Here is a 25,306-nt window from a genome sequence, read left to right as displayed (position 1 = left end):
ACCGTGACAGGGAATCACTTTTTAAATCATTTAAGGTAAATTTAAGGTTGGAGAAAGGAAGGCATAAGGATATTACGCTATTCTGAATTCGATAGAAAGCGGCGGCGGAGAAAACAGAAGATGTTCTGCACATTATGCCGCTCGACTGACAAGGAGGATAACAAAATGGCACAATATAGCATCGAAACCAGCCAGCTTACAAAAACCTACCGGGGTACTCCCGCCGTGGACCATCTGGACCTTCGCATTCCGGAGGGCGCCATCTATGGTTTTCTAGGCCCCAACGGCGCAGGCAAAAGCACCACCATGAAAATGCTTCTGGGATTAATCAGCCGGGACGGCGGGAGTATCCGCATTGGCGGAACAGAGCTGAATGACCGCAGCCGCATCTCCATCCTGAAGCAGGTGGGTTCCCTGATTGAGAACCCCTCTTATTATGGCAATCTCACCGCATATGAAAACCTTCAGATCAGCTGCATGCTGAGGGGGCTTCCTTACACGGAAATTGACCGGGTCCTGTCCATCGTGCGCCTGGATGGGCAGAAAAAGAAACGGACCGCGCATTACTCTCTGGGTATGAAGCAGCGCCTTGGCCTGGCAAATGCCCTCTTAGGCGCTCCCAAACTGGTGCTTTTAGATGAGCCTACCAATGGACTGGACCCAGCCGGTATCCATGAGATGCGGGAACTGATTAAGAGCCTCCCGAAACAGTTCGGAATGACGGTGATGGTGTCCAGCCACCTTTTGTCGGAAATGGAACAGACCGCCGATCACATCGGTATCATATCAGGAGGGCAGCTGATATTCCAGGATACTATTGCCATGCTCCAGGCACGCAGCACAAGCCAGATTTACCTGCGCACCTCGGATGACACAGGCGCCGCCTCCCTGCTGCGGGAAAATGAAGATCTCTCCAACCTGTTTTGTGAAAGAAAGGATACCATTTCTCCGGACAGCTTCTGTTATTTCACCGACAACGGCATCCGTCTTCCCTTCCTTCCGGACCGGATACTGGCACAGGTGATCCGCACCCTTATAAACCACGGAATTGAACTGTACCGGGCGGAGGAAAAGCGGCAGAACCTTGAGGATATCTATCTTGGCATGGTAAAGGAGGCGGGACTATGAGTAAAAAGACAGAATTTGCCCTGGAAATGCGCAAACTGCGCCGCCGCCACATCCCAATTCTGTTCCTGATGGTATTTGTCCTCATCACGGCCTGGACATACTGGTGCATTGATGACCTGGACGTCTCCCGTCTGAATGATGTGAGCGCCATGGTATTCACCAACCTACTTCTGATGAACACGATCCTGTGTCCCATTGTCATGGCGGCCCTGGCCAGCCGGATGTGCGATATGGAACAGATGGGGAATACCTACAAATGGCTCTGTACCATGCAGAAACCGGAACATATCTACCGTGGAAAAGTGATGGCAGGCAGTTTTTATATTCTCCTGTTCACCCTGATGCAGACGGTTCTGTTCTGGATCATTTCACAGCCATATGGCGCGGGCGTCGTGTCCCGTCTGCCGGGATACTTTACAACGATATTCCTGACCTCTCTCTGCATCTTTATCCTTCAGCTGAACCTTTCCCTCAAATTTACCAATCAGCTGACGCCTATCTTTATAAGCATAGGAGGCACGTTTACCGGACTGTTTTCCTGGTTCTTGAACCGGTGGCCGCTGCGATATCTGATTCCATGGGGCTACTATGCATCACTGTGTAATGCAGGGTATAACTATGATGAAACAACACGGTACACCACCTATTACTGGGATATGTATCCGTTTCTTTGGATGGCCGTCCTGACTGCCGCAATTATCATCCTGTACCGCCATGGACAGAAACATTTTTTAGAAACGGTCCGCGAAACCATATAAGGAGGAAAATCTGATGATCGTAAAAGCAATAATCTGCGAACGCATGAAATGCAAGGGGACCCTGATATGGCCGGCCTTTCTATTGATTCCCGTCATACCAATTTTACTCGGAGCGGGGAATTACCTGTCCAACCTGGAGATTTTGAAATCCGGCTGGTACTCCTACTGGACCCAGGTGACCTTATTCTATGCCACCTTCTTCTTCGCTCCTTTAATCGGAGCATACTGCGCATTTTTGTGGAGATACGAGAATTTCAACAGCTGCCGGAATACCCTGTTCGCCCGCCCGATCCCGTATCACACCATCTACTTATCCAAGTTCATCCTGGTATGCGCCATCTCTGCTATGACCCAGATATGGTTTGCCCTGCTCTTTATTGCCTCCGGGAAGCTTATCGGCCTGCCGGGCCTGCCGCCAGCCGACCTCTGTTTCTGGATGATCCGCGGACTTGCCGGCGCCTTTGTAATCGCAGCCCTGCAGTTTCTGGCTGCCACTGAAATACGGAATTTTGCCACTCCCATTGCTATCGGATTGGTGGGTGGCGTTACGGGCATGATTGCCGCCAATACCAGGGCCGGTCTCCTCTGGCCCTATTCCCAGATGCTTTTAGGTATGAACTCCAACAAATCGGAGGACGTACTTGGACAGAATGCCGCAATCTTCTTTGTGATATGCGTGGTTTATCTGCTGGGGGTATCTTTGATAGGGATTAAAAGAATAAAGCGGAATAATTGAATATAATAAAGCAAAGATATCTTTAAAAAGGCAGGCTGAAAGAAAATATCAGCCTGCTTTTTAAATTAACAACTATTATCTTCTTTAATCCATCTTATGGGGCCTGCGTATTTTTTTCACTGACAATGTTTTATTCTCTGATTCATATGCCTAACGGACGGAGTTGCCCATTCTTCATGATATACCAGTGTCCACACAGAACGCATTACCGGTGCTGTCTCCTCCACAGTAAAGTCCACCACAGTATGTATATCATAATCCACATGGTATACCCTCTATTCCACATATAAGTACCGATATCCTCAGGACACCTACTCTCTTCAGCATTCCTACATTATAGGCCCAATGTCCTGTTCATAATTACTTTCCTCACCTTTTCAAAAATCCTGCCGCTGAAACATTAGAAAAACTGATTCCCTCGCACATCTGCAGAGTAATTATATGCTTACGATTCTCTCCCGGCCTCCCCAGTCTGATATCCTTAAATTCGATTTCTCTAAGCTCATAGCCTTCTTCATCAAATCCACACAGTTCAATGGCATCGCAGGGAATCCATTCTCTCTGTTTGCTCAGACTCATTCCCGTCACATCTATATTCTCAAAGATGCATTTCTCGAAAACCGGCGGTTTCGGAGCACCGGCCCCGTCATCATTATATCCAACCGAATGGAACAGGATTCTGGCTGTCCGGCTGTCTCTAACTTTTACATTTTTCACATATCCGCCACGTTTCTTTGTTCCTTTGATTTCAATCCCATGCCGGGAACTGCTGATATCGCAGTCCCAAATCTGCACGTCGTTAATTCCTCCCGACATCTCGCTGCCAATGGTAATCCCGTGTCCCATGGCACATTTACAGTCAAAAATCCGGATATGCTCACTGGGCCTGCTAATTTCGTTTCCCTCCGGATTCTTGCCCGATTTAATGGCTATGGAATCATCCCCGGTATTAAATGTACATCCAAAGATCGTACAGTTGGTGGAAGAATCTGGATCCCAGCCGTCCCCGTTCCAGATTCCCTCCGAATAAAATGTGCAGTTATTGGTCACAATGCCGTCAGAGTAGATCATATGGACATTCCAGCTTGCGCCATCTTTTAACTTCAATCCTGACATGGTAATATTCTGGCAGTTGCTCATATTGATCAGTCTCGGCCTCACCCTTCCTGGAATCGTCTCCGGCTTCTCGCATTCCCTAATCTGCTCCCCAAGGGAAAGTAAATAATCCTTTAAATGCTCCGTTTCAGACGCAATCACCTTCTCTGCCAGGCTTCTCCCTCCGCTTGCGATAGTTCCTTTTCCGCGTATTACCACATTTCGACAGTTATAATCCCCTTGATGTTCCAGACTCCCCAGATTTAAAACGCTGCTATAGCATTCCTGCTCAATCCCTTCAAAACGGCTCCAGATTCTGGGAAGATAATCTTCCACCTGGTCCGTTCCCTGAAGAACCGCGCCTTCCTCCAAATACAGTTCCATATCGCTATGCAGCCGCAGCGCCCCAGTTAAGAATACTCCCTTTGGAAGATAGACCGCCTCTTCGTCCATGCAATCGTCAATCGCACGTTGGATCACCGCTGTATTTAAAGTTTTTCCATCCCCCACAGCGTGATATGGTCCTCTCGTAATATCCAGTAGAACCTTCTTTTTCCCTGTTTTTACCATAATTTCATCCGACACTGCCCGACCTTTCTCACTGTCCGTTTTTACTTTAAGCCTGTATTCCGTATCTGGCTCCAGATCTTCTAGTTCACAGTGTGTCCGGTCCACCGTATCTGCCTGCTTCCGGTTCAAAAACACCTGATATTGTACGCCTCCTTCCAGCCCCTCCGGTTTGTCCCAATAAAGAGTAATTGAATTCTCTGTCGTGAAACTGTGAAGTTCCTTTATCTGATTCATACTGTCTTTCCTCCTCTTTCTTCTAAAGATATTCCTGGAGTCTTCCGTCTCTTTTTCTCCATTTCCCCGTATTCTCCCGGCGTGACTCCAGTATACTTTTTAAATACTCTTGAAAAATAGCCAGAATTGGAATACCCCACATGAAAAGCCACCTCTGTTACTTTCCAATTCGTTTCCCTTAACAGATTCATTGCCTTTTCCATGCGGATTCCTTCAATATAAGAGGTGATATTGATTCCGGTCCGTTCCTTAAACAGTGTCGATAAATAGCTTACATTCAAACCGTATTTACGGGCCAAATCCGCTACATTTAAAGAGTCGTCATAATTTTTTTCGATATATTCTCTGATGCTGATAATTACATCCGCTGACTCCTTATTGCGGACTCCGTCCAGCAGACGGCTGACGATCTTTTTCAAACTATCTTTTAACTCATCAGAGGTCTGGTAAACGAGCAGATAATCCCGGCTTTTTAAATCATGGAACAGTATCTCAAAATCCATGTCTCCGCCCGCCTCCCTGGGCAAATGCCCCAATAGAACCAGGAGTTCTCCTACTCCGTCTTCAATTAAAGTAATGGAGTTCGTCTCCGAGATCAGCTCATTAATAATTCCCAAAAGTTCTCCCTCCAGGCGGTCAAATTCCTCCTTTCGTATCAGACTGTAAAGCTGCCCCAGTTTTCCTCTCATTTTCCGTTTCTTTTCTGCTTTTTCCGATGAATCCCTGTTCTCACAGGAAGAATAGGAAATAATTTTTTTCTGGGGACAGAACATTTTCCGCTTTAGAAAACAGAGGCTCTGGGCAACCGCGACCTTGAACTCTCCACGCTCGAACACGGTTGAAACCGCCGCCCGCATCTTTTGATCCCCCATGAGTTCCAGAAGATCGCTGCCGCACTTTTTCGCAATATCCTGACTCTGCGTCTCAGTGTTAATCAGAAACATAAAACAACTGCTCCTGGAACAGTCCCGCAGATAATAGGCAGAGCAGTCACTGTACTGTGACAAATGATCCTCTACCTTCATCCTGATCTCCACCCCATTCTCCTCGTCTGATGGCGCATAGATAGCCAGTGCCGTCACATACCGGTACTGAAAGATCACATTCTTCTCCGGTTCCTTTACAGAGATACTCCGTAACATTCTGTCCAGCTTCTCCTCATTGGCCTTATGAAGCAGCTGGCCCAGCATTTTTTCCAGTTCCTCTTTATTCACGGGTTTCAGCAGATATGCTTCCACTCCCAGCTGAATGGCCGTCTTCGCATAAGAAAAATCGCTGTATGCACTCATGATGATATAATTGATGCCCGGATATCGTTTTTTCGACTCCGTAATAAATGCCAGCCCATCCATCTTCGGCATCCGGATGTCCACCAGTACGATAGTCGGGCGGAAAGATTCCTGGAGCGCCAGCGCCTCCTGGCCGTTTGCTGCCTCCTCAATCTCTGTGATACCGAATCTCTCCCAGTCAATCCTGTTCCGGATGCTTTTTCTGATAAATTTTTCATCGTCAACAATCATCACCTTGTACATAACTCTCTCCTCCCTCAAGTATTATGCTGTTTTCCTTCTGTCTTGTATTTATGCAGACAAAAGGAATCTTCATAACAATACAGGTACCCTTTTCTTCCCTGCTGAATATCTCTATAGAATAAGTATCTCCGTAGAAAAGTTTCGACCGCAGATGAACGTTTAAAATTCCAAGGCTCTTGTACTGCTCGATAAATTCGAGTGGGCGTTCTCCTGTCACTTTCAACCTTTCGTTCAGCTCCTTCAGTTTCTCCTCCGGGATTCCTATTCCGTTGTCGAATATCATGATTGAAACCATATTCTCTTCCTTTTTAATCCGTATCCGAAGCATCCCGCCTGAATCCGTCTCAGCAAGACCGTGGGAAATGGCATTCTCTAACAGCGGCTGCAGGGTGAATTTTAGAATCCTGCAGTTTAAGCATTCTTCATCCACATCGTAATACACTTCGAACCGGTCCTCGAACCTTATTTTGATCACTGTCACATAGTTTTTAATCTGTTCCAGTTCTTTTTCAACTACAGTCACATTTTCAAATCTTGTATTGTAACGCAGCATCTCACTTAAGCAGGTACTGACCTCAATAACCGCATCATCCATTCCCTCGCTTGCAAGTCCCATAATGGTTTCCAAAATATTATAGATAAAATGAGGGTTGATCTGCTGCTGGAGCGCCTTGATTTCTGCCTCCTTTACCAGAAGCTGCTCGGACTCCACACGCCTCATCAGCTCGTTGATCCGTCTCATCATATCGTTGAATTCCCGGATCAAAATGTTGATTTCGTCTTCTGTATCAGGCTTAACCCTGGTGGTTAAGTCTCCGCGTTTTACCTGTTCCATGCCTTCCGCCAGACGCTTGAAATTCACCGTAATGATTGAGAAACACCGTTTGGAAATCAGGAGCGTGAATCCAACAATTACCAGCAGTATCAGGATCAGCACCGGGATAATCTGGTTCTGCCCTTTTAGAATCTCCTCTTTGGAACTGGCCAGGCAGAGATGCCAGCCGGTACTCTCCGAGGTGCCGTATGTAATAATATAGTCCTCTGTCTCATAGGTTCCGCTCCCATTTTCCGTCATTAATTCTGCAGGGATTTTAATCTCAATTTTATCATAGAAAAGAACATTCCCGTCCCCGTCCAGAATCGTCGCCCCGGCAATCTTGCTGAAGCTGTGGAGAAACCGTTTCTTCAGATAATTCATATCTATATCGATTTTTAAATATCCCACCACACCCGGTGTATATAAATCCTCAATTTTATAGACACAGGACTGGACAGAGGCACCATTCTCCGCATTCACGGTCATCAGCACCTTCTTATCCCTCGTCCATATGATTTCCTGATACCAGTCCGTATACCGGTAATCCGGAACGTAGACGGCTCGCTCTTCATTTTCGATGGAATATACACCATTCCAGTGGCCAGCCTTATAAAAACTCAGGGCTAGATCCGGATTGGAATAATAGTACTGGCTTTCAATTCCCCGAAGTAACGCTAAATCAGATACCGTGTCTTTATCATTTCTCATAAAACGGATCATGTCGCGGTTGTAGATGATTGCGTCCGCGATTCGGTCCACATCTTCAAAATACTGCTGCATCATGGTCAGATTTGATTCCATCAGATTCTGCCTCATATCCCTCGCCTGTCTCATGGCATTCTCTCTCATAATTCCGTACAGAAAGATAGCCACCAGAAGATTGGAGCTGATAATGATCAGAATCAAATACCTTAAAAACCGATGTGTAATTGTCTGCTTCATGCTCTCTCCCTCATCCTCGCACTATCTTACTCTTAACTTGGCCAGCTCTTCTTCAATCGTCTTAAATGTATACTCCAGCTCCTGTTCCCCCAGTAAATACATGGACACTTCCCTGCGCATCACTTCAATTCCCCCATTGTGAAGTGTGCCAACAGCCAGCCCGCGGGGCGCCTGGTCCATCAGGAAATATTCCGCATGTTCCGGAATCTGCGTGCCGGAGAGATAGATTTTTAAAACCTCTGGAGACTGCAAAAATGGAACAGTCCGGTTTTTTGCCAGAATCTTACCGCCTTCTTCTCCTGTACAAAATTTCATAAAACGATAGGTTTCTTCCGGATATTTGGTTGCCTCGGCCATGGCTACCACCGCGGTATTGTATACGTCCGCTTTCTCCGTTCCCTCCCAGGATGGAAGTTCCATCACATCGTATTCGATATTCATGCCTTTTTTCCTCAGTTCCTGGTTGATGGTATTTACTTCGCCATCTTCCCCAAAATACATTCCAAGCCTGCCTTCCGCAAATAAGATGTGATAGCCGCTCCAGTCATCATCTGTCCGGGACATATAGGGAGTTTTCTCCGCTGACTCACTGATAAACGCATGGCACCACTCCGCCGACTCGCGGAACATCTTTAAATCTTCTTCCTTAAAAGGGTCGAAAGCTCCTCTCGTTCGTGCAGGAAGCATCCACCACGAGCTGGAATTTTCAAATCCCAGTGCTCCGTAGACCTTCTTGTTATTTCCCCAGCCTGTCAATATTCCTGCCTTTTCTCTGTAATCCTCCCAGGTCCAGTTCTCCTGCGGGTACTCCACGCCCCGGCTGTCAAAAAGAGTTTTATTATAATACACACAAATTTTCCCAACCCGGTAGGGGATCATATACAAAGCGCCGTCCTTCTCCACATCACCATACAGAGAAGCATTTACCTGATTCTTCGTCTCATACCAGGGGCTTAAATTTTTCAAAATCTTCTTATTTTTCCAGATCGCTGCCTCCCCGGCCTCCGGAAAAAAGATACAGTCCGCCTCACTTTCACCATTTTTAATACGCATCATCTGCTGGCTGTACTCTGAGTCCGGAATCCAGTGAAGTTCTATGGATACATCCTGATTCTCTTTCTCATACGCCTGTACCAGAAGTTTTAAATTTTTTTCCTCATTTTTTCCCGCATATACGTCCAGAACCGGCACCATCTCTGCTTCCACTTCCACGGTTTGCTCTGTTTTCTGCCAGCATCCGTTTACTGATAAGGCCACCGTGGCAGCAAGTACAAAACTTCCCAATTTCAGATTCATGATGATCCCCCTTTTTCTGTAAAATCCTGTTTTCTCCAAAATGCAGATGAAAGCTGTCGTCCAGACGGAGGGACTCCCTCCGGGACAGCAGCTTTATCGTTTTTATTATCCTTTTAATCCGCTGGTACTGATTCCTTCCACAATATATTTCTGGAAGCAGAAGAATAAGATAACCGGCGGAAGCAGTGACAGAATACCCATTGCGAACATGGCCCCCCAGTCTGTCATGGAGGTGGGGTCAGAGAACAGCCGCAGTGCCACAGATACAGTATACTTCTTCGGGGAAGTCAAGTAAATAAGTGGGCCGAAGAAATCCTCCCATTTCCAGTAAAACTGGAAGATGATTGAGGTCACAAGGGAGGGTTTGATCAATGGCAGAATTACATTTGTGTATACCTTGAATTTACTAGCCCCGTCTAAAAATGCGGCTTCATCAAGTTCATTGGGGATGGAGCGGATAAACTGCATATGCTGGAAGATAAAAAACGCGCTTCCAAACCACAGCGGCAGGATCAGCGGCAGATAGGTATTCAGCCAGCCCAGTTTGTTAAACATGATGTACTGAGGGATCATAACCACCTGCCCAGGCAGCATCAGTGAGATTAAGATGGTCATAAAGCATACATTCTTAAATGGAAAATCCAGCCTTGCAAACCCATAAGCGACAAAGGGACATGTAACAACAACCCCAAGAACGCTCAAAATCACGACAATAAACGTATTCTTAAAAAAATAGGCAAAGGATATCCCTCCGAACCCTCTCCAACCATTTATATAGTTTTCTATTTTAAACTCATGCGGGATTAAATTGGCCGCGTCCACAAACACCTGGGAGCTTTCTTTTAAGGAACTGGAGATCATCCACAAAATCGGATATAAGGAGGTCAGGGCAAATAAGATGCAGATCACATGAAACGCAATGTTTCCGATTTGTTTTTTTCTTCTCATTATTTTTTCCCTCCGCTCTCATAGTAAACCCACGCGTCCGAACTTCTGAATACCAGTGCGGTAAAAAACAACACAATCACCAGCATGATGCACGACAGGGCTGACGCATATCCCATATTAAAGTCTTCAAAGCCTTTTTGGTACACATAAAGTTGATAGAATAAGGTCCGGTTCATAGGACCACCGTTGGTGACAACCAATCCCTGTGTAAATGTCATGAAGCTGTTGATCATCTGCATGATCAGGTTAAAGAAGATGATAGGGGACAGCATCGGCAATGTGATGGAGAAAAAGCACTGTACCTTATTGGCTCCATCCACCGTTGCCGCTTCATAATAGGTGGAGGATATATTCTTTAAGCCTGCCAGGAAGATCAACATCGGAGATCCGAACTGCCAGATGGCCATTAAGATTAAGGAGCCCAAGGCTGTCCTCGGGTCCGCCACCCAGGATATGTCCATATTGATTCCAGTAACCGCCGTAATCAGAGCATTGAAAGCACCGCTTCTGGAAAATAAGTTTCGCCACATAACGGCCACTGCCACACTTCCGCCGATGATAGAGGGAATGTAGAATAAGGTTCTGTAGATTCCAATCCCCCTTCTCTTCTGATTCAAAAGCATCGCAACCAGAAGAGCTGCCAGAAGCTTTAATGGCACAGACACCAGTACATAGAGAAAGGTTACTTTCAGGGATGCAATGAATTTTTTATCTTTCGTGAATATTTCAATATAATTCTGAATTCCGTTCCACTTCGGCACGCTTAACATATTATATTCTGTAAGGGAGAAATAGATCAGGCAGAGAAATGGGATCAGAGTCAGCACGATAAATCCGAATAACCAAGGCGCCACATAGAGATAACCTTCACAGCGCTTTCTTAATTTTTTGTTTTTCATATTTACCTCCGGTTTTTACATGCAAACGGGGGCAGGCCGTTGCCGCTCTGCCCCCGCATATCTCCTATGGAATCAATTAAGCTTAGCAGCTTCCACTAATTCGTCATATGCCTCGTCTGGCGTGATATCCTGATACATCATTCTCTCTTCGTACTCTGCCAACAGCTTCTGAATCTTGCTGCTGCCTGCCATAGACGGCCGATCATTGGCTGAGCTGTACTCTACAGCCTGGTCTACAATTGCAGACACTTTCTTCTGATTTTCATCAAAAGTGCTCTCCATGCTCTCACGCACTTTATCGGAAGCCGGCATACCGCGCTCAGCTTTCATGATCTTATTTGCCTCCACATCATTGATCAGGAAATCAATCAGTTTCGCTGCTGCCTCCTTATTCTCAGACTTGCTGGACATACATAAATGAAGGGAAGCCGGAACCATGGTTGCCTTTCCGCTTGTAGATCCCGGAAGCAGGATCATCCTAAGCTCCTTGTTCGCCGCATTAGCAAAATTTGCATACTGAGAGGCAGGAATAATATTAACCGCTGTTTCTCCCTTTACAATTGAAGAATCTTCCGGTCCGTTCTCTGCCTGTGATACATCATATGGCGGAATGAGACCCTCACCAGCCCACTTTAATTTCATGCCATAAAAGTTGTTAAATGTATCCTTTGAGAAGTTAATCAGGCTGTCGCCTTCCGGTGCATATACACTCTCCCCCTGCTGTCTGCAGTAATATTTAAACACATCGCCTTCCATCATCAAAAAATCGGCAGCAGCGTATTTGCCTGTCGCTTCTTTTAACTTTGGCAAATCTGCCTCTAATGCTTCCCAGGACTCATAACCATTTTCCGGAATTGTTAGGCCGGCCTTCTCATAGATGTCCGGTGCCACTAACATTGCTCTGGTGTTTACTCCGAATGGCAGCCCGTAAAGTTTTCCGTCCACCTGGCCTTCAGCAATTAAATTCTCCGAGATGGAAGATAAATCAATCAGGCCGGACTCTGCATAGCTATCTAAAGGTTCCACGATTCCGTCATCCATGAACTGCTGGAAGTCTCCCGAACCGATGTAGCCCTGATAAACATCAGGAATGTTGTTAGCCGTTGAAGCTACCGATAAATTTTCCCAGTAGGAATCCCACGGATAAAAGCTTGTCTCCACTTCAATATCCGGGTTCTTCTCCATGAACAATTTCACTGCTTCATTAGTCAAATCGGCCCGTTCCTGGCCGCCCCACCAGGCAAATCGGATCGTCGTCCTGCCGTCCTTCCCGTTTTTCACTGCCGATGTGGTCTCCACACTGCTGGTTCCGTCAGCACTTGTATTGTCGGTCGTCTGGGAGTTCCCGCCGCCGCATCCGGACAGCACCCCCGCCGCCATCGCTGCTGTCAAAAAAAGTGCCATAATTTTTTTCATTCTCATTACTTTTTCCTCTCTTTCTTTTTCTGTTTTTATTGTACTATCTTATTTTTATGTAAAATACAAAAATTCTTGGATGTTATGTGCACTTTTTTTGTTTTTCTTATTCCCAGGAACAGTCAACCGGCGGTCGGTCTCCTTTTCTGGTCAGATACAGCCGATCAATTCTGACACCAGAGGCCAGCACCGCAAGAGTGAGTACATGCTTTCCGCCGGAAAGTGCCAGACCCGCAAGAGGAATCCATCTCCAGACCTGTTCCGCCTCATATCTCCAAGTTTTTCCGCTGTTATATAAAAGTGTACGGTCCACAAAGTTTCCGTCAGCCGCTACTCCCAGATAGGAAGGGGAAGCCGGATCAATCCGGAGCAGAACCCAGAAATCATAGGTTCCTCCGTCACACCGGATCTGATAATTCAGATTCGGAGCCTCTTCCTCCTGTTTCCACTGCTGCCCACGCTTTCTCATATAAATGGCCAGGCCGCTCCTGCCATAGGATTCGCTGCTGCAGTACTGCCACTGGCCATTCTCCGTATAAGCGAATTCCGTCTGCTCATATGCAGTCACTGCATCAATCTTTACCACGCCGTCTTTTTCGCAGAATAAACTGTGAGCAGCGGTAAGTACTTCCTTCGGGCTTTTCGTCTTCCCATATTCCACCGGTTCTTCAAAATGATCCGTCGCTACAAGACTGTCTCTTGTCACCTCCCGGTTCGCATAAATTTCTTTCCTGGGCTTTAATTCAGGGGCTCCGTAAAACCGATCCGACCAGTCAAGGATCCGACCATTATTCAAAAGCGCCTGTTCTCTAGGAAACTCCCGATTTACCTGACCCGCACAAATAATTCCCAGATTGTTCTCCGCTCTTTCTTTCGTATAAATCACAAACCGCGAAATCGCGAAATAGGGATCAATCACCTTAAACGTCACCTGATGCGCGCCTTTTTTTAAATACGGAAGTTTTAAGTACAATTTATCGACGTTATTGGTGGAGTTATACGTCCAGGTATCACGCCATTCGTCATTTGCTAGGCTTTCAACCGTTAACACTGTCCCACGGTCGATCTTTACTCCCATGCGGATTCTTCCCGTAGAATTCAAAGATGGAAAACGGTGGATTTCTAATAGGAATTCTCCCTCGCTGCTAAAATATACCGGGAATGAGGCTTCTGCCCCTTCCTTATATCCTTCCAGTAAATCTCCCTCTTCCCGTCCCAGGTAGGAAATCAACCGGAATCCGTCCACGCGGAGTCCTGTCACGGAGACTGACACTACCCCAGCCTCTTCCGGATTCTCACAACCGGCAGGAACCGGGCTTACAAGAACTGGTACTTCACACTGCACATTGTCCGTCTCGTTCCGGATCAGAATAATCCCTGTTTTCTCTTCCTGAGTTTCCTTTACCGTTACCAGGATTCTTGTCTCACAGGATATCTCCCCGGATGTTTCGGAAAGCTGTATCCAGTCTGGAGTCTCCGCCCGCCAGGCGAAGCTTCCTTCCCCACCGTTGGAAATCTCGAACCATTTTGTTCCTGGCCTCACAAAACAGAGTTCCTCCCCGTTATTCCATATATGAACCAGCATATTCCTGCCACCCATATGAACAGACGGCGTACAGGCCGGATACATGGCAGTTCTGGGCGGCGGAAAATCTTCCGGCGTAACGATTCCCTTCCATTTTCCGCCCGAGATCCGTTCATTGTAGTAAAGAAGCAGTTTCCTCCTGGCGTCCTCATAAGCCCTGGTCTCCTTCACATAAAGATCGGCTGCCTGCTGCTTTCCCTGTTTGTGGCACAGAGTACTTCTGTCAGAGAAATAATATTGGCCCATTGTCAGGTAAAGGGCATGAATCCGCAGAAGGACTAACTGGAAGAACGCGTCTTTTTCCTCCTCCAAAAGTCCCTCATAGACCACATCTGCCTGATCCAGAATTTCCTGCAGTTTATGAAGCCGCATAACTCCCTCATCACCATAAGCAGTCTGGGAAAATACATCGTCCTCCATCATTTCCAGCTTGCGCACGTTGGCAATCTGGGAAAACCGGTTGAGCAGCGGTCCCATTTTCTCTCCAATTTTCCCGGTAAAGTTCCGGTCAATCCAATCGCTTACATAGCTGTCCACGTCCTGAGTCCGGCCCTTCGCGCTTCCCGCTTCCCAGGCAAGACGCAGGAAGAATTCCACCTCCATTTCAAGAGGCTTTAACGCTCCCACATTCAAGATCCACAACTTCTGAATCCCTTCGTCATATGCTTTCATCAGTTCGTACTTCGTATGGGTAAGAGGGATGGAACAGAAGAATAAGTAGGACCTTCCAGGCGGGGACCAGTAGGAATTATGATAATAGATTCCATGTCCGCCCACTCTCTTTCGGTCTTCTTCTGAAGGATAACGGCGGACATAGCCGTAGTTGTCATTCGCCCAGATCATCGTAAAATCGTCCGGTACCTTCAGGCCATGGTCATATAGCTCTAGGACTTCCTTATAAGGAATGAACAATTTTAATGGTGTCTTGTCCAGCTCCTCCTTAAGGATTTCATTCTGACTGGCGATGATTGTCTCCAGCAGTTCAATCTTCTGAGTCCGCAGTTCTTCCTCAGTTCTGCCATTTAAATTGCTGGTCTCAAATCCTGAATCATGGATTCCCCTCATTCCCAGGGTATAGCTCACCTCAAAATCCCGATTCTGGATCACGCTCTCCCTCCAGTATTCATGGAGAATTTCCCGATTTCTGCCCTCAATGGTGTAGTCATACTTCACACCTTCGTATCCCTTTTCTTTCAGCCATGGAAGCCATTCCCGGTTATTACTCCGCATCAGCATATCGCAGTGTGAGGTACCGACTACAATCCCCATCCGGTCTGCCAGGGCGCCGTTTTCCTTCCTGCGGTTAAAGGAATTCACATGCATGGCCGGCCATATATAGTTCGCCTTTAGCCGAAGAAGAAGTTCAAAGATCTTCTCATAGGTATGGACGCCGATAGTGTCCTCCTCCATATGAAGCTTCGCCCAGCGTTCCAGTTCCTCCTCATCATTGATAAATATTCCTCTGTATTCCACGGAAGGATAGTCGATAATTTCATAGTCCTCTGGAAATACCAGCCACTCTTTCTTCTTTACCGGAACGTCCGCCCAGAAATACCAGGGTGACACACCGATTTCCTCACATAAATCGTAGATTCCATAGATAGTTCCCCGCCTGTCCGTCCCTACAATCACTAATCGGTCTTTCGATACCGTCCGGATATATGCCTCTTTCCTGAAATTTCCATTTTTATCCTGAAGTTTTTTTTCATCAAAGAGACCTTCTATCTCTGCTGAAACGCCTGCCGTTCCCACAAGGATTGATTCTCCACCTTTGAATTCTCCAAGGGTTACTTCCGTTCCCAGTACTTTTTTTAAATCGTTTTTCAGATTTTCCGCTGCGATGCGGACAGCAGAATTTTCTTTCCAACTGATACCTATATGAATAGAGCTTTCATTTTTTATGGTTAATACCGCCAATTTTTCCTGCCTCCTTATTCCGTCACCTATTTGTATGCATCAACAGGCCCTATAGAAAAACTTTTAGCCTCCGCATATGCACTTGTCTGCTTTTGGGCCAGTGCGTAAAGTCCCACCACGGTTCCGGTAAAGCATTTTCCTGCAATCTCGCAAGATAAAAACCTGGTGGATGCCGTACCGGCCAATGTAAAGGGGCCACCTTCCAACGCATAGTAAAAATGATACTGTTCCCTGTCACATTCAATCCTGAGCCAGATATTCCCATCCCTCACCGGCGCAAAACAGATCGTCTGCTTAAAATCCTCTGCGGTCTTCTCCAGGACCAGGAAAACTCCATCATCTAGCCTTTTTTTACAAAAACGGTAATGGAATTTGGATTCCAGATAGATTAGCAATCCTGCCTCATCCCCTGTCTGCTCCGGACAGAACCGAAGTTCAGTCTCCACAATACATTCAAAATCCAATGGTCTTACGGCCGCAAACGTGCTTCCAATATCTGTACCGTCAGCCTGTACCGAAGGGATAAGAGAAAGCTTCCCATCTCCCCGTTTAAAAAGCGAATCCCTGCGTTCCCGCAGAAAAAGCCAAGGCGCCTCCCAGTTTTTAGAGCTAAAATCTGCACTCCAGAGCTGCACACGCTCCTGTCCGGCCCAAAGCGGCCCTTCCCGTTCAATGGTCTCCAGCTTATTTCCGCCCACATATGGCCAGCCATCCTTCCATGTAACAGATGTAAGGAATGTCTCTCTCCCCAGATGGCTCATGGTCCGCCTTGCCGTCCTGACTGCCAAATGAACCATCCACCAGTTTCCCTGGTGATCTTCAATTAGATCCCCATGGCCGGAGCATTGAACAGCTTTAACCGTATCATGGCGGTTGGTCAGAATCGGATTGTTTTCATACCCCTCATACTCTCCCCAGATGGACTTACTTCTGGCAATTGTCACCATATGGTTGAAAAAGGTGCCTCCCTCTGCGGCCATCAGGTAATACCAGCTGTCCTTATAATAGATATGAGGTCCCTCCAGGTGGCCTCCACCTGTCCCTGACCAGATGGGCGTGATGGGGCTTTTCAGCTTCCCGGTTGTCACGTCAATCTCCTCCAGTGTAATTTCCTCTTTTCCCGGGTGGACGCTCTGATTTGTACAGTAATACGCCTTTCCCCCCTCAAAATACAGGGAAGGATCAATCCCCCCCACCGGCACCCACACAGGATCCGACCAGCCCTCACGCGGATCCTGTGTAGAAATGATAAAATTGCCGTACTTCTCTACAGTGGCCGTCACATAGAAAACTCCCTCATGATACCGGATCACAGGGGCCCAGATCCCTCCTGAATTACCGGCATGTTTTAACGACAGCTGTTCCGGCCTGCTGATGCAGTTTCCGATTTGCTTCCAGTTTACAAGGTCCCGGCTATGGTAAACTGGAATTCCTGGAAAATATTCAAAAGAACTGTTGACCAAATAATAATCTTCACCAACTCGACAGATACTTGGGTCCGGGTGAAATCCTTTTAAAATGGGGTTCTGATATTTCATATTATATTCTCTCCTAAGTCAGTTTACTGTATAATCCTGCAGACGACAGCCGCAGATTTCAGCCCAGGCGCCCAGGCTAAGACACGGAAGCTTTCTCCACTCTCGCCGCTCCTTACAAGCACACTGGCCTCGCCCTGGAACATATGAATCATGGTTTCATGATACGGTTCACTCCCCATCAGATTTCCGTTATCCACAGCCAGGATTTCACCAGCTCCTTCCGCCGTAAATGTCACCATAGAGCTTTCACGGAAATATGGGTTTCCTGATTCGTCGCAGGCCGCCACGGTCAGAAGCCGCTGCTCTCCCGCCGGGATTTCCACCACTTCCCCTTCTTTGAATTTCAGCTGTACCGGTGCTTCCGGCGTGACCACCTCCCGATTGCACACCTCTTTCCCCTGGTTGTAGCCCACTACCTTCACCCGTCCGCGGACATAGGGAAGAAAGCCGGTAATCATCCGGTTGGGACACTCTGCCGGCTTCGGAAGATAGAACTCCTTTTCATTTAAGAACAGTTTTACCTCCTCGCAGTTACTGGCAATCATATACGGAATCACAGCCCTGTGAATCTGCGGAAAATGCCAGTGTTCTGCATACATGGGGATATCCCAGTGTTCCTTCACCCCTTCATCCTCCAGGCTGTAATCCATCACTGCGAAATACACCATGGGTTTCCTGCTCCAGTAACTCTGCATTATGTAATAGGATGCCCTGCGAGAACCGTTGGTACGGATTAAAGAGCCGCCCCAGCCCTTAGCCGGATACCCCATAGATTCTCCCAGATAATCGATTCCGGTCCAGATGATTCCGCCGATCACATAATTTTTCTCCAGAGGGACAAGGGACGGATTCTCTGCGGTAAAATTCTGCATCTGGTTCTCATTTCCCTTGAAAAACTGGTAAATCTCTGTTCCCAGAATCAGCTTTTCCGGAAAACGCTCATGGATCCTCTCATACCATTGTTCCTGGTAATTACAGGAAATAATATCCACCACCTCCGCAATCCTGGATATCCGGTCTAAACGCTCCTCCATATCATAGATTTCCGTATTGTCCTCCTCATCTACAAACTTCTGAATATCCTTAATTTTTGACAAATCCACATTGCTTTCCCTCTTAAAATGTGGATTCATCGCGTAACTCACCGGTCTGGAGGAATCCAGTGATACGGTATACCCTTTCAGCATTTTTAAAATTCGGATCATGGAATCCTGGGCCTGGTTTTCAACCTCGTTTCCCACGCCCCAGATGAAGATACACGCCCGGTTCCGGTCTCTCTCCACCATGGCTGATACGTCCTTCTTCCACTCTGTCTCAAAATATCTCCCATAAAGCCCCCCTGTCCATTTGTCGAAGCACTCCTCATAGACATAAAACCCCAGCTCGTCGCAGAGATCTAAGAATTCCTCCGCGTAGACATGGTGGGCTGCCCGAATGCAGTTGCAGCCCAACTCCTTTAAATCCATAAGCCGCGCCCTCCAGAGCTCCTTAACAGCGGCATTCCCCCGGCACCCCACATCCTGATGGATGCAGACGCCTTTTAACACAACCGGTTCTCCATTCACAAACATTCCCTGATTGGGGACAAATGAAAACTCGCGGATTCCCACTTTCTGCGTAATACGGTCTGTGCTCCTCTCCCCGTCCATTAATTCCAAAGTCAGTTCGTATAAATTTGGCTCCTTTGCTGACCAGCGCTTCGCATCGGGAATCCACAGGGTGAGGGGCCATTTACCGCCCTTGCAGGAATACGTCTCGTCCCCGCCGCGTACAGTCACGCGAACAATCCCCTCGATCCCTGGATTCACCTCAATGATCCCGACCTTCCCCTTCAGGCTGGTTTTTATGATCACCTGATTCTCTTCCAGATGGCGTTCTTCCATCTCAATCCATTTCACTGTTCGGTAGATTCCCGCTCCGCTGTACCAGCGGTCCGCGGGCTTCTTCGTATTATCCACCCGCACCAGAATCTCATTGTCTCCGGTATGCACGAAATCCGTGATGTCCAAGCGAAACGGGCTATAGCCGTACTTCCGTCCGCCCACCACTTTATCATTGACCCATACCGTGCTGTCCTCGTAGATGCCTCCGAAATACAGGTAATAGCGGTAACTCGACTTTTTCTCCTCCAGCACCTGAATCTTCCGGTACCAGCCGACGCCCCACCGGTCGCGGAAGCCTTGGGCCTCCCCCTCAGCCATCTCCCTGGAAAACGGGGCCGTAATCGCCCAGTCATGCGGCAAGTCTACCGTCTGGAAATGCTTTTCGCCGTCTTTCTCCAGTGCAAATTCCCAGTTATTCATGATTTTCGTTTCTTTTCTTGGCATGTATGTTCTCCTCCTCATAGGAACTTAACAGTTTTATCTAATTTAATCTTATCCGATTGCAGCTTAAAAATATAGCATTATTCTCGGATTGGACTTATAAAATTTTTGGATTCTATATATATGATTTGATTCACTGCGAAAAAAATACCAAGGTGTCAATACTCCAATAAAACTAACACTCTTTTGCAACTGTAAAAAGCAAAAAAACAAGCGGATTTATGCAAAACCGCTTGTTTTTTCTAATAATTATCTATTCTGTATTCCCTTTAACCAATCCACCGGCCCTCTGCATCAACCTGATACCCATCTGGTGTAATGTTGCTTACCAGCATTTCTCCATCACTGCCCAGATAATACCAGGTCTCCTTGTAGAAAAACCATTCATTACACTTCATGGATCCATCTGCATTGAAATAATACCATTTTCCATTCACCATTGACCAGATATCGGCACACATGGAACCATCTGGTCCCAGGAAATACCATTTATTCTGATCAGACAGCCATCCGGTCTGCATATTGCTTTCCGTATCAAAATGATACCATTTTCCGTTTATTTTAGCCCATTCATTCGTTGCATAGGTACCGTTGCTCTTCTTAAACCTCCATGGTTCATTCTTTCCACCCTGCCAGGTTCCTGTCACATTGTCATCCGGTTTGTATGTGGTCTCATGTTTGTATGTGGTCTCATCATCGTCGTCGCTGTTATCATCATCTGTCTGGTTTCCCAGAACCCTGACCGTGAAGCTGTCACGGAAAGTTTTCTCCTCACCCTTCTGATCCACGCTGCAATACAATACCTTTACCGACTTGGCCCCCTGTGTATCAAAGGGTGGAATGTCCAGTTCATACTCGTCTTCCGAAAGCACTCTCTCCCTGCGTTCCGCATTACTGGAGCTTGCCCTTCTCTCATAGGCCACTACCTTCATTCCTTCCGGCTCAAAGTTCTCACCAGTCTTATAAACAATCTTTTCAGGCTTCTTTTCCACCTTGATTCTGGTTGTATAATAGTCTTCCCAAGCCTCTGTAACCTTTACACTGAAAGATGCACTGAAAGCCTCTCCTTCTCCATCTTTATTTTCCGCATGATAGGTAACGGTAATCATTTTTGTTCCAGCTGTATCAAACTCTTCCTGGCTAATGTCATAGTCCTCTGGAGAAAGCTCTATTTCTCTGCGTATCGCATTGCTGGAACTCGCTGTTTCATAAGCGACTACTTCCATACCTTCCGGATTAAAGTCTTCACCAATTTCATATTCTGTTTTGGTCGGTTTTTTCGTAACTTTGATTCCGGTTGTATAAAATTCTTCCTCAGATTCTATGACACGTACAGAAAAGGAATCAGTAAAGTCTTCATTTACACCTTCCGCATTCTTTCCTGAATAAGTTACCGTAACTTCATTTACTCCGGCAGTATCAAACCGATTCGGCGTCACTTCATAATCCTCGGGAGAAAGTATCCGCTTTCTATCCGCATTGCTCTTACTTGCAGTCTCATATACAGTAACCTCCATGCCGGCCGGATCGAATTTTTCACCTGTTACATACTCCATTTTATCCGGTTCTTTTGTTACTTTGATGGTATCTGTATAATACTCTGCGTCCTGTACCGTTAATGCATCCAACGCTTTTTGCAGTTCCGCTTTCCGAAGGTCTATCGACTCCTGGTCCGTCTGATCCTCATCCATAATCTTTTTGGCTTCGTCAATTGCCTTTTTCAGTATTTCTATGCTTTCAGCCGTATAACTACCGGTTTTCTGTACTTCCTCCTTAGCTTTTTCCAACAACAGCTTTAAATCTGTCTTATCCGCCACATTGGCGTAAGCAACTCCAAGAAATGTAATAACTGCTCCTTTTTCACTGTTTGCATAGATATTTAAAGTAACCTCTGTCTCGTGGTCTACCGTTAGGCGGCCCGTCCGCAGCGCATCTATGCTGTTTCCTGCACCCACCTTCACGTTTTCTGCAATCATCACTGAGACCTTCTTACCGTCTTTGTCCTCGTATACAGCTTCAAAATTAGAACTGCGGGAATCGTTCCACCATTCATGGGACTGAACAGTAATATCATACTCTCCTGCTTCCAAAGTCAGCTTATAAGCGTATCCGTTCTCTTTTCCTGCTTTGTTTTTTCCATAATAGCCATCATGGAATTTATCACCATCGCCATCTGACTTTTTTCCGTCATATGTATCTGTAATTCCCCATTTATCATCGCTGTTTTTCCAGCTTTGGTCTGCCCTATCATTTAGCAGATCCAGCCCCAGTTTCTCTACGGCTTTATAGCTTTCGGAATCTTCTGAATTACAGTCAATAAAATATACCAGATTCTTCGGAACTACCTCTACCTTTGCCTGTGCAACTACATCAGAATCTTCTACTTTTCCATTTACTGTAACAACGGAATAATTTTCTTTAAAATCTTCCGGATCCAAATCCCATTCAACATTCTTTTCTACTATTTTCCCCTGTTCCATCACCTCCAGTGTCTTCGGGAGTTCCGGGAGCTCTCCATTCACCACAGCCGTCCGCTCTGCGGCTGGTACCTGCGGAACCAGTCTTATATAGTCAAGTCCGATTACATAACCAGAACTTTTACTGTTCTTTCCGGTTACCGTAAATCGCATTTTCTTTGTTCCATCTGAATCAAACTTTACGCTTCCGAAAGATTTTTCTGTAAATTCACTTCCAGAGGCATACATATCGACAGGATCTCCGCACTCTTCTCCATTGACAGCAAGCTGAATCTGGCCTCTATTATTAGCGGATCTGTATCCTGCGATCACTTCATATTCATAATCCGATGCCGGCATATCCAGATCAAATTCAACCCAGTCCCCAATTCCTTTCGGGATAACCTTCATCCATTTACCGCTGACACCTTTATCTTCCCACCAGAATCCGTCCAGTTTTGAGTCCGGAGACAGATTATATGGCAGGGATTCCACCTCAAAGAATGTATCTCCAGGAGCCATGGCACTGCCTGTTACTAACCGGATACAGGAGTATGCAGGGATTTCAATGATCACATCGTTTCCGGATATCGTGAATTCTGCCTTTTCATCTGTTCCCTTTACCCAGTTTCCTTCCTCATCATAATACCCTTCCTCAAGGCTGCTCACGCCATAGCCGGCAAGTCCTTTCAGTGTATACTTCGCATCCCGGGTACTTTCCAGAATAATTTCCTTTTCACCATGATCTACCACGATTCCAACACCCTTTTCGGGAGAAACATAGCTCACTTCAATATTTCTTACCTTTTTTTCAGCGCTTGTGCTCTTCCCCAACTGATTGAGAAATACTAATTTTTTTCCGCCATCTCCATCCGCCACTTTCGTAGCCAGATCAAAGGATATTTTATTAAGCATATGATTGATATTTCGCATATCCTCTACATACTCACCGTGTGGAACCGGTATCCCATTTTTATTATCATATAAGCCGTTTCCGTCTGGGCTGCATAAATCATATACATTATAAAAACTGCCGCCGGCCAGCGCCGCCAATATCCAGTTTGGTGTGCCGGACTTAGAACCGCTGTTTTCCATAATCATAGTCAGGTTATCTCCCTGGTCATATGGCCCGAGCCAGGTATTTTTATGTCCGAAATCATAGCAGAGCTGGGTATCTGCCCCATATGGGTCAGGCCCGATAAAATCTACGTTTGTTCCACCCTGTTTTCTCATTTTTTCATTATACGTAACACCGACTGCATCGGTTCCAGTATAGTTATTCACCCTCGTCCATACCGAATAATCGGATTCCTTTACACCTGCTGCCAGATTATTGGTGTACTCCCACATAGTCAAATCACGGAATTCCTGATCTGACATGGTTCCTTTTTTCTTCATACAGGTATCACAGTAACAGTGCTCTCCGTATTTAGTTTGATGCAGCCTTCCAACGGCTGGTTCATTGGCCACCTGGCAGCCAACTACCGTATTTAAGTTTCCATTTTCTCTGTTATACTCTGCGATATGGTCAAACATGGCTTTCATGGCTTCTTTTTCCTTTGCCCGAAGCTCAGGATCATTCTTGCACATCAAAAACCAATAGGTTCCATAAACCGGATCTGTCTTTTTCTCGAAAAACGGTGTTCCGTCCGTCTTTAACGATTTCTGGTATCCCTGGAATACATAATATGGAACACGGTTATCAATCGTGGAATTAACTGTATCCGTTGAAAACCACAGAAGCTCCAGTTTAATTCCAGCCTCCTCAGCCCAGCCGATTACTTTATCGAGATAATCCCAGTTATACACATCGTCTCTTGATATAACCAGCTGCGGAGCCGCCTTTTCACCCTCTTTACCGTCGATTCCAACCATATTTTTTGTATCTTTATCCGTCCTAAGAATAAAACTGGCTTTCTTATCCTCATCACAGTATTCATTGATGAAATCCGTCACATCAAAATCATAATACTGTGCTTTATTTACCGGATCATAGGAGGGAGTTAAGCCAAGATCGATGACGCCTTCTCCCGTAATCTCATAGCCATTGTGATTAGGCGCTCCGGAATTCCATGTCATCGTACTGCTGTCCCAAGAGTCATCCTCAATTCCATAAAGCCTCAGACTATTGGCCTCTTCTGCCGAATTGACCCATACACGCAGTTTCGATCCCGCCCAGTCAGCCCCAGCCAATTCTGCAAAATCAAATTTGAGATATGTAAGAGACTGTTCATCTGGAGTATCCGAATAACCTGACAGCATTGATTTTTCGTCTGAAAAATTCTGATCCGCATACTCTCCGTTTCGTATATAGGTTGTCTCTGATGCATCGTAAAATTGATCCGGCTGAATGTCCATCCACCGCAGCTGTGCATTAGCCACTGTGAAACCATCATCCCTGGCAATCTGAAACAGATTCTGTATCTGCTCATCGGAATAATGATAAAAATCCTTAACCTTGTCAATTCTGATTTGGACTCCATTGAAAAAAAACGGTTTTCCGTCCACCATCAGTGTCTGCCGCTCATAGGTATCTCTGGAATTGTCAACCCATGATACAGGCCGCCCATTATCGGAGGCCAAAGGCATTCCTGAGGCTGGAATTGTCATCATTGTCAGGCATAGTCCTGATACTGCCACAGTTTTGATACTTCTTTTTAAAGACATAATTTTCCCCCTTGCTCTTAAATTGTTAGTAGTTTTACTTACTCCCCGGAAATTGTAACATTTACATTATGTAAAATATATAAATATTCTCAGGTATGGCATATAAATATTTTGGATGATTTTGATAAAAGCAACAAATCCCTCATCATATAGCAAAAATATGCCATATGATGAAGGATTTAAGTCCATTGTACTCATGTATTTTTCTTTGCGTCTTTGATTTTCTATGTCATAGACACATCTTATACCTTATACAGTTTAATGCTACACTGACGTAATAATAATTACTCATATAAAATAATTTCATAAATATAAGATAATCCGTCCCTCAAGAAAGAGCCTGAGTCCTTATTTTCGTCCACCAAGCTGCTGATCCATGTTATTTACTCTATAATGTAAACCGACACAACGCTTCAGACACGCACACTTTATTTCTGATGAACAATTA

General features: G+C 46.0%; 14 protein-coding genes. 3 read left to right on the top strand and 11 right to left on the bottom strand.

The window, feature by feature from the left end; translation table 11 throughout:
- Positions 1-165 precede the first annotated feature (165 nt).
- The 3 genes from NE473_RS08485 to NE473_RS08475 are packed head-to-tail and all read left to right on the top strand — an operon-like array spanning position 166 to position 2,622.
- Positions 166-1,128, top strand: a complete 963-nt coding sequence (locus NE473_RS08485; protein ID WP_055650808.1) for an ABC transporter ATP-binding protein — start codon at positions 166-168, stop codon at positions 1,126-1,128.
- A complete protein-coding gene (locus NE473_RS08480; RefSeq protein ID WP_006775911.1) occupies positions 1,125-1,886 on the top strand; it encodes an ABC transporter permease in 762 nt (253 codons plus the stop codon). Before NE473_RS08485 ends, NE473_RS08480 begins: the two co-directional genes overlap by 4 nt.
- Positions 1,887-1,899: 13 nt before the next feature.
- Positions 1,900-2,622 (top strand): ABC transporter permease, encoded by a 723-nt coding sequence (locus tag NE473_RS08475; RefSeq protein ID WP_006775912.1) that lies wholly within the window; start codon positions 1,900-1,902, stop codon positions 2,620-2,622.
- A 369-nt stretch (positions 2,623-2,991) separates the two neighbouring features.
- On the opposite strand, the gene NE473_RS08470 is transcribed toward NE473_RS08475, so the two are convergent.
- From NE473_RS08470 to NE473_RS08420, 11 genes are all read right to left on the bottom strand, one after another.
- On the bottom strand, positions 2,992-4,521 hold the full coding sequence (locus NE473_RS08470) for a glycosyl hydrolase family 28 protein (RefSeq protein WP_055650807.1): 1,530 nt from the start codon (positions 4,519-4,521) through the stop codon (positions 2,992-2,994).
- Positions 4,518-6,053 carry a response regulator gene (locus NE473_RS08465; protein WP_055650806.1) on the bottom strand — a complete coding sequence of 512 codons (1,536 nt, stop codon included), beginning with the start codon at positions 6,051-6,053 and terminating at the stop codon, positions 4,518-4,520. The genes NE473_RS08470 and NE473_RS08465 overlap by 4 nt, the downstream gene beginning before the upstream one ends.
- Positions 6,031-7,812: a sensor histidine kinase gene (locus NE473_RS08460; protein ID WP_055650805.1), complete on the bottom strand. Its 1,782-nt coding sequence runs from the start codon at positions 7,810-7,812 to the stop codon at positions 6,031-6,033. Before NE473_RS08460 ends, NE473_RS08465 begins: the two co-directional genes overlap by 23 nt.
- A gap of 21 nt (positions 7,813-7,833) precedes the next feature.
- A complete protein-coding gene (locus NE473_RS08455) occupies positions 7,834-9,108 on the bottom strand; it encodes an extracellular solute-binding protein (protein WP_055650804.1) in 1,275 nt (424 codons plus the stop codon).
- 105 nt (positions 9,109-9,213) lie between these two features.
- Positions 9,214-10,056, bottom strand: coding sequence for a carbohydrate ABC transporter permease (locus NE473_RS08450; RefSeq protein WP_006776865.1), 843 nt, complete (start codon positions 10,054-10,056; stop codon positions 9,214-9,216).
- On the bottom strand, positions 10,056-10,955 hold the full coding sequence (locus NE473_RS08445; RefSeq protein ID WP_055650803.1) for a carbohydrate ABC transporter permease: 900 nt from the start codon (positions 10,953-10,955) through the stop codon (positions 10,056-10,058). Before NE473_RS08445 ends, NE473_RS08450 begins: the two co-directional genes overlap by 1 nt.
- A 72-nt stretch (positions 10,956-11,027) precedes the next feature.
- Positions 11,028-12,377, bottom strand: coding sequence for an ABC transporter substrate-binding protein (locus NE473_RS08440; RefSeq protein WP_256265208.1), 1,350 nt, complete (start codon positions 12,375-12,377; stop codon positions 11,028-11,030).
- Between the two features lie 100 nt (positions 12,378-12,477).
- Positions 12,478-15,873, bottom strand: a complete 3,396-nt coding sequence (locus tag NE473_RS08435) for a glycosyl hydrolase 115 family protein (protein ID WP_081034923.1) — start codon at positions 15,871-15,873, stop codon at positions 12,478-12,480.
- 26 nt (positions 15,874-15,899) lie between these two features.
- Complete coding sequence (locus tag NE473_RS08430) at positions 15,900-17,411, bottom strand: glycoside hydrolase family 43 protein (protein WP_055650800.1); 1,512 nt, start codon at positions 17,409-17,411, stop codon at positions 15,900-15,902.
- 23 nt (positions 17,412-17,434) lie between these two features.
- Complete coding sequence (locus NE473_RS08425; RefSeq protein ID WP_055650799.1) at positions 17,435-19,738, bottom strand: glycoside hydrolase family 2 TIM barrel-domain containing protein; 2,304 nt, start codon at positions 19,736-19,738, stop codon at positions 17,435-17,437.
- A 266-nt stretch (positions 19,739-20,004) separates the two neighbouring features.
- Positions 20,005-24,858 carry a CBM96 family carbohydrate-binding protein gene (locus NE473_RS08420; RefSeq protein ID WP_055650798.1) on the bottom strand — a complete coding sequence of 1,618 codons (4,854 nt, stop codon included), beginning with the start codon at positions 24,856-24,858 and terminating at the stop codon, positions 20,005-20,007.
- Positions 24,859-25,306: the final 448 nt, after the last annotated feature.

This window comes from Hungatella sp. SL.1.14, assembly GCF_024460495.1.
GTDB classification, from domain to species: Bacteria; Bacillota; Clostridia; order Lachnospirales; family Lachnospiraceae; genus Hungatella; species Hungatella hathewayi.
This window is presented reverse-complemented; position numbering and strand designations above follow the sequence as displayed.

Excerpts from the sequence above, each read along its gene's own strand:
- NE473_RS08430 (WP_055650800.1), bottom strand. The coding sequence starts at position 17,411 with ATGAAATATCAGAACCCCATTTTAAAAGGATTTCACCCGGACCCAAGT.
- NE473_RS08470 (WP_055650807.1), bottom strand. The coding sequence starts at position 4,521 with ATGAATCAGATAAAGGAACTTCACAGTTTCACGACAGAGAATTCAATT.
- NE473_RS08445 (WP_055650803.1), bottom strand. The coding sequence starts at position 10,955 with ATGAAAAACAAAAAATTAAGAAAGCGCTGTGAAGGTTATCTCTATGTG.
- NE473_RS08480 (WP_006775911.1), top strand. The coding sequence starts at position 1,125 with ATGAGTAAAAAGACAGAATTTGCCCTGGAAATGCGCAAACTGCGCCGC.
- NE473_RS08425 (WP_055650799.1), bottom strand. The coding sequence starts at position 19,738 with ATGCCAAGAAAAGAAACGAAAATCATGAATAACTGGGAATTTGCACTG.
- NE473_RS08485 (WP_055650808.1), top strand. The coding sequence starts at position 166 with ATGGCACAATATAGCATCGAAACCAGCCAGCTTACAAAAACCTACCGG.
- NE473_RS08465 (WP_055650806.1), bottom strand. The coding sequence starts at position 6,053 with ATGTACAAGGTGATGATTGTTGACGATGAAAAATTTATCAGAAAAAGC.
- NE473_RS08460 (WP_055650805.1), bottom strand. The coding sequence starts at position 7,812 with ATGAAGCAGACAATTACACATCGGTTTTTAAGGTATTTGATTCTGATC.
- NE473_RS08440 (WP_256265208.1), bottom strand. The coding sequence starts at position 12,377 with ATGAGAATGAAAAAAATTATGGCACTTTTTTTGACAGCAGCGATGGCG.
- NE473_RS08455 (WP_055650804.1), bottom strand. The coding sequence starts at position 9,108 with ATGAATCTGAAATTGGGAAGTTTTGTACTTGCTGCCACGGTGGCCTTA.
- NE473_RS08420 (WP_055650798.1), bottom strand. The coding sequence starts at position 24,858 with ATGTCTTTAAAAAGAAGTATCAAAACTGTGGCAGTATCAGGACTATGC.
- NE473_RS08475 (WP_006775912.1), top strand. The coding sequence starts at position 1,900 with ATGATCGTAAAAGCAATAATCTGCGAACGCATGAAATGCAAGGGGACC.
- NE473_RS08450 (WP_006776865.1), bottom strand. The coding sequence starts at position 10,056 with ATGAGAAGAAAAAAACAAATCGGAAACATTGCGTTTCATGTGATCTGC.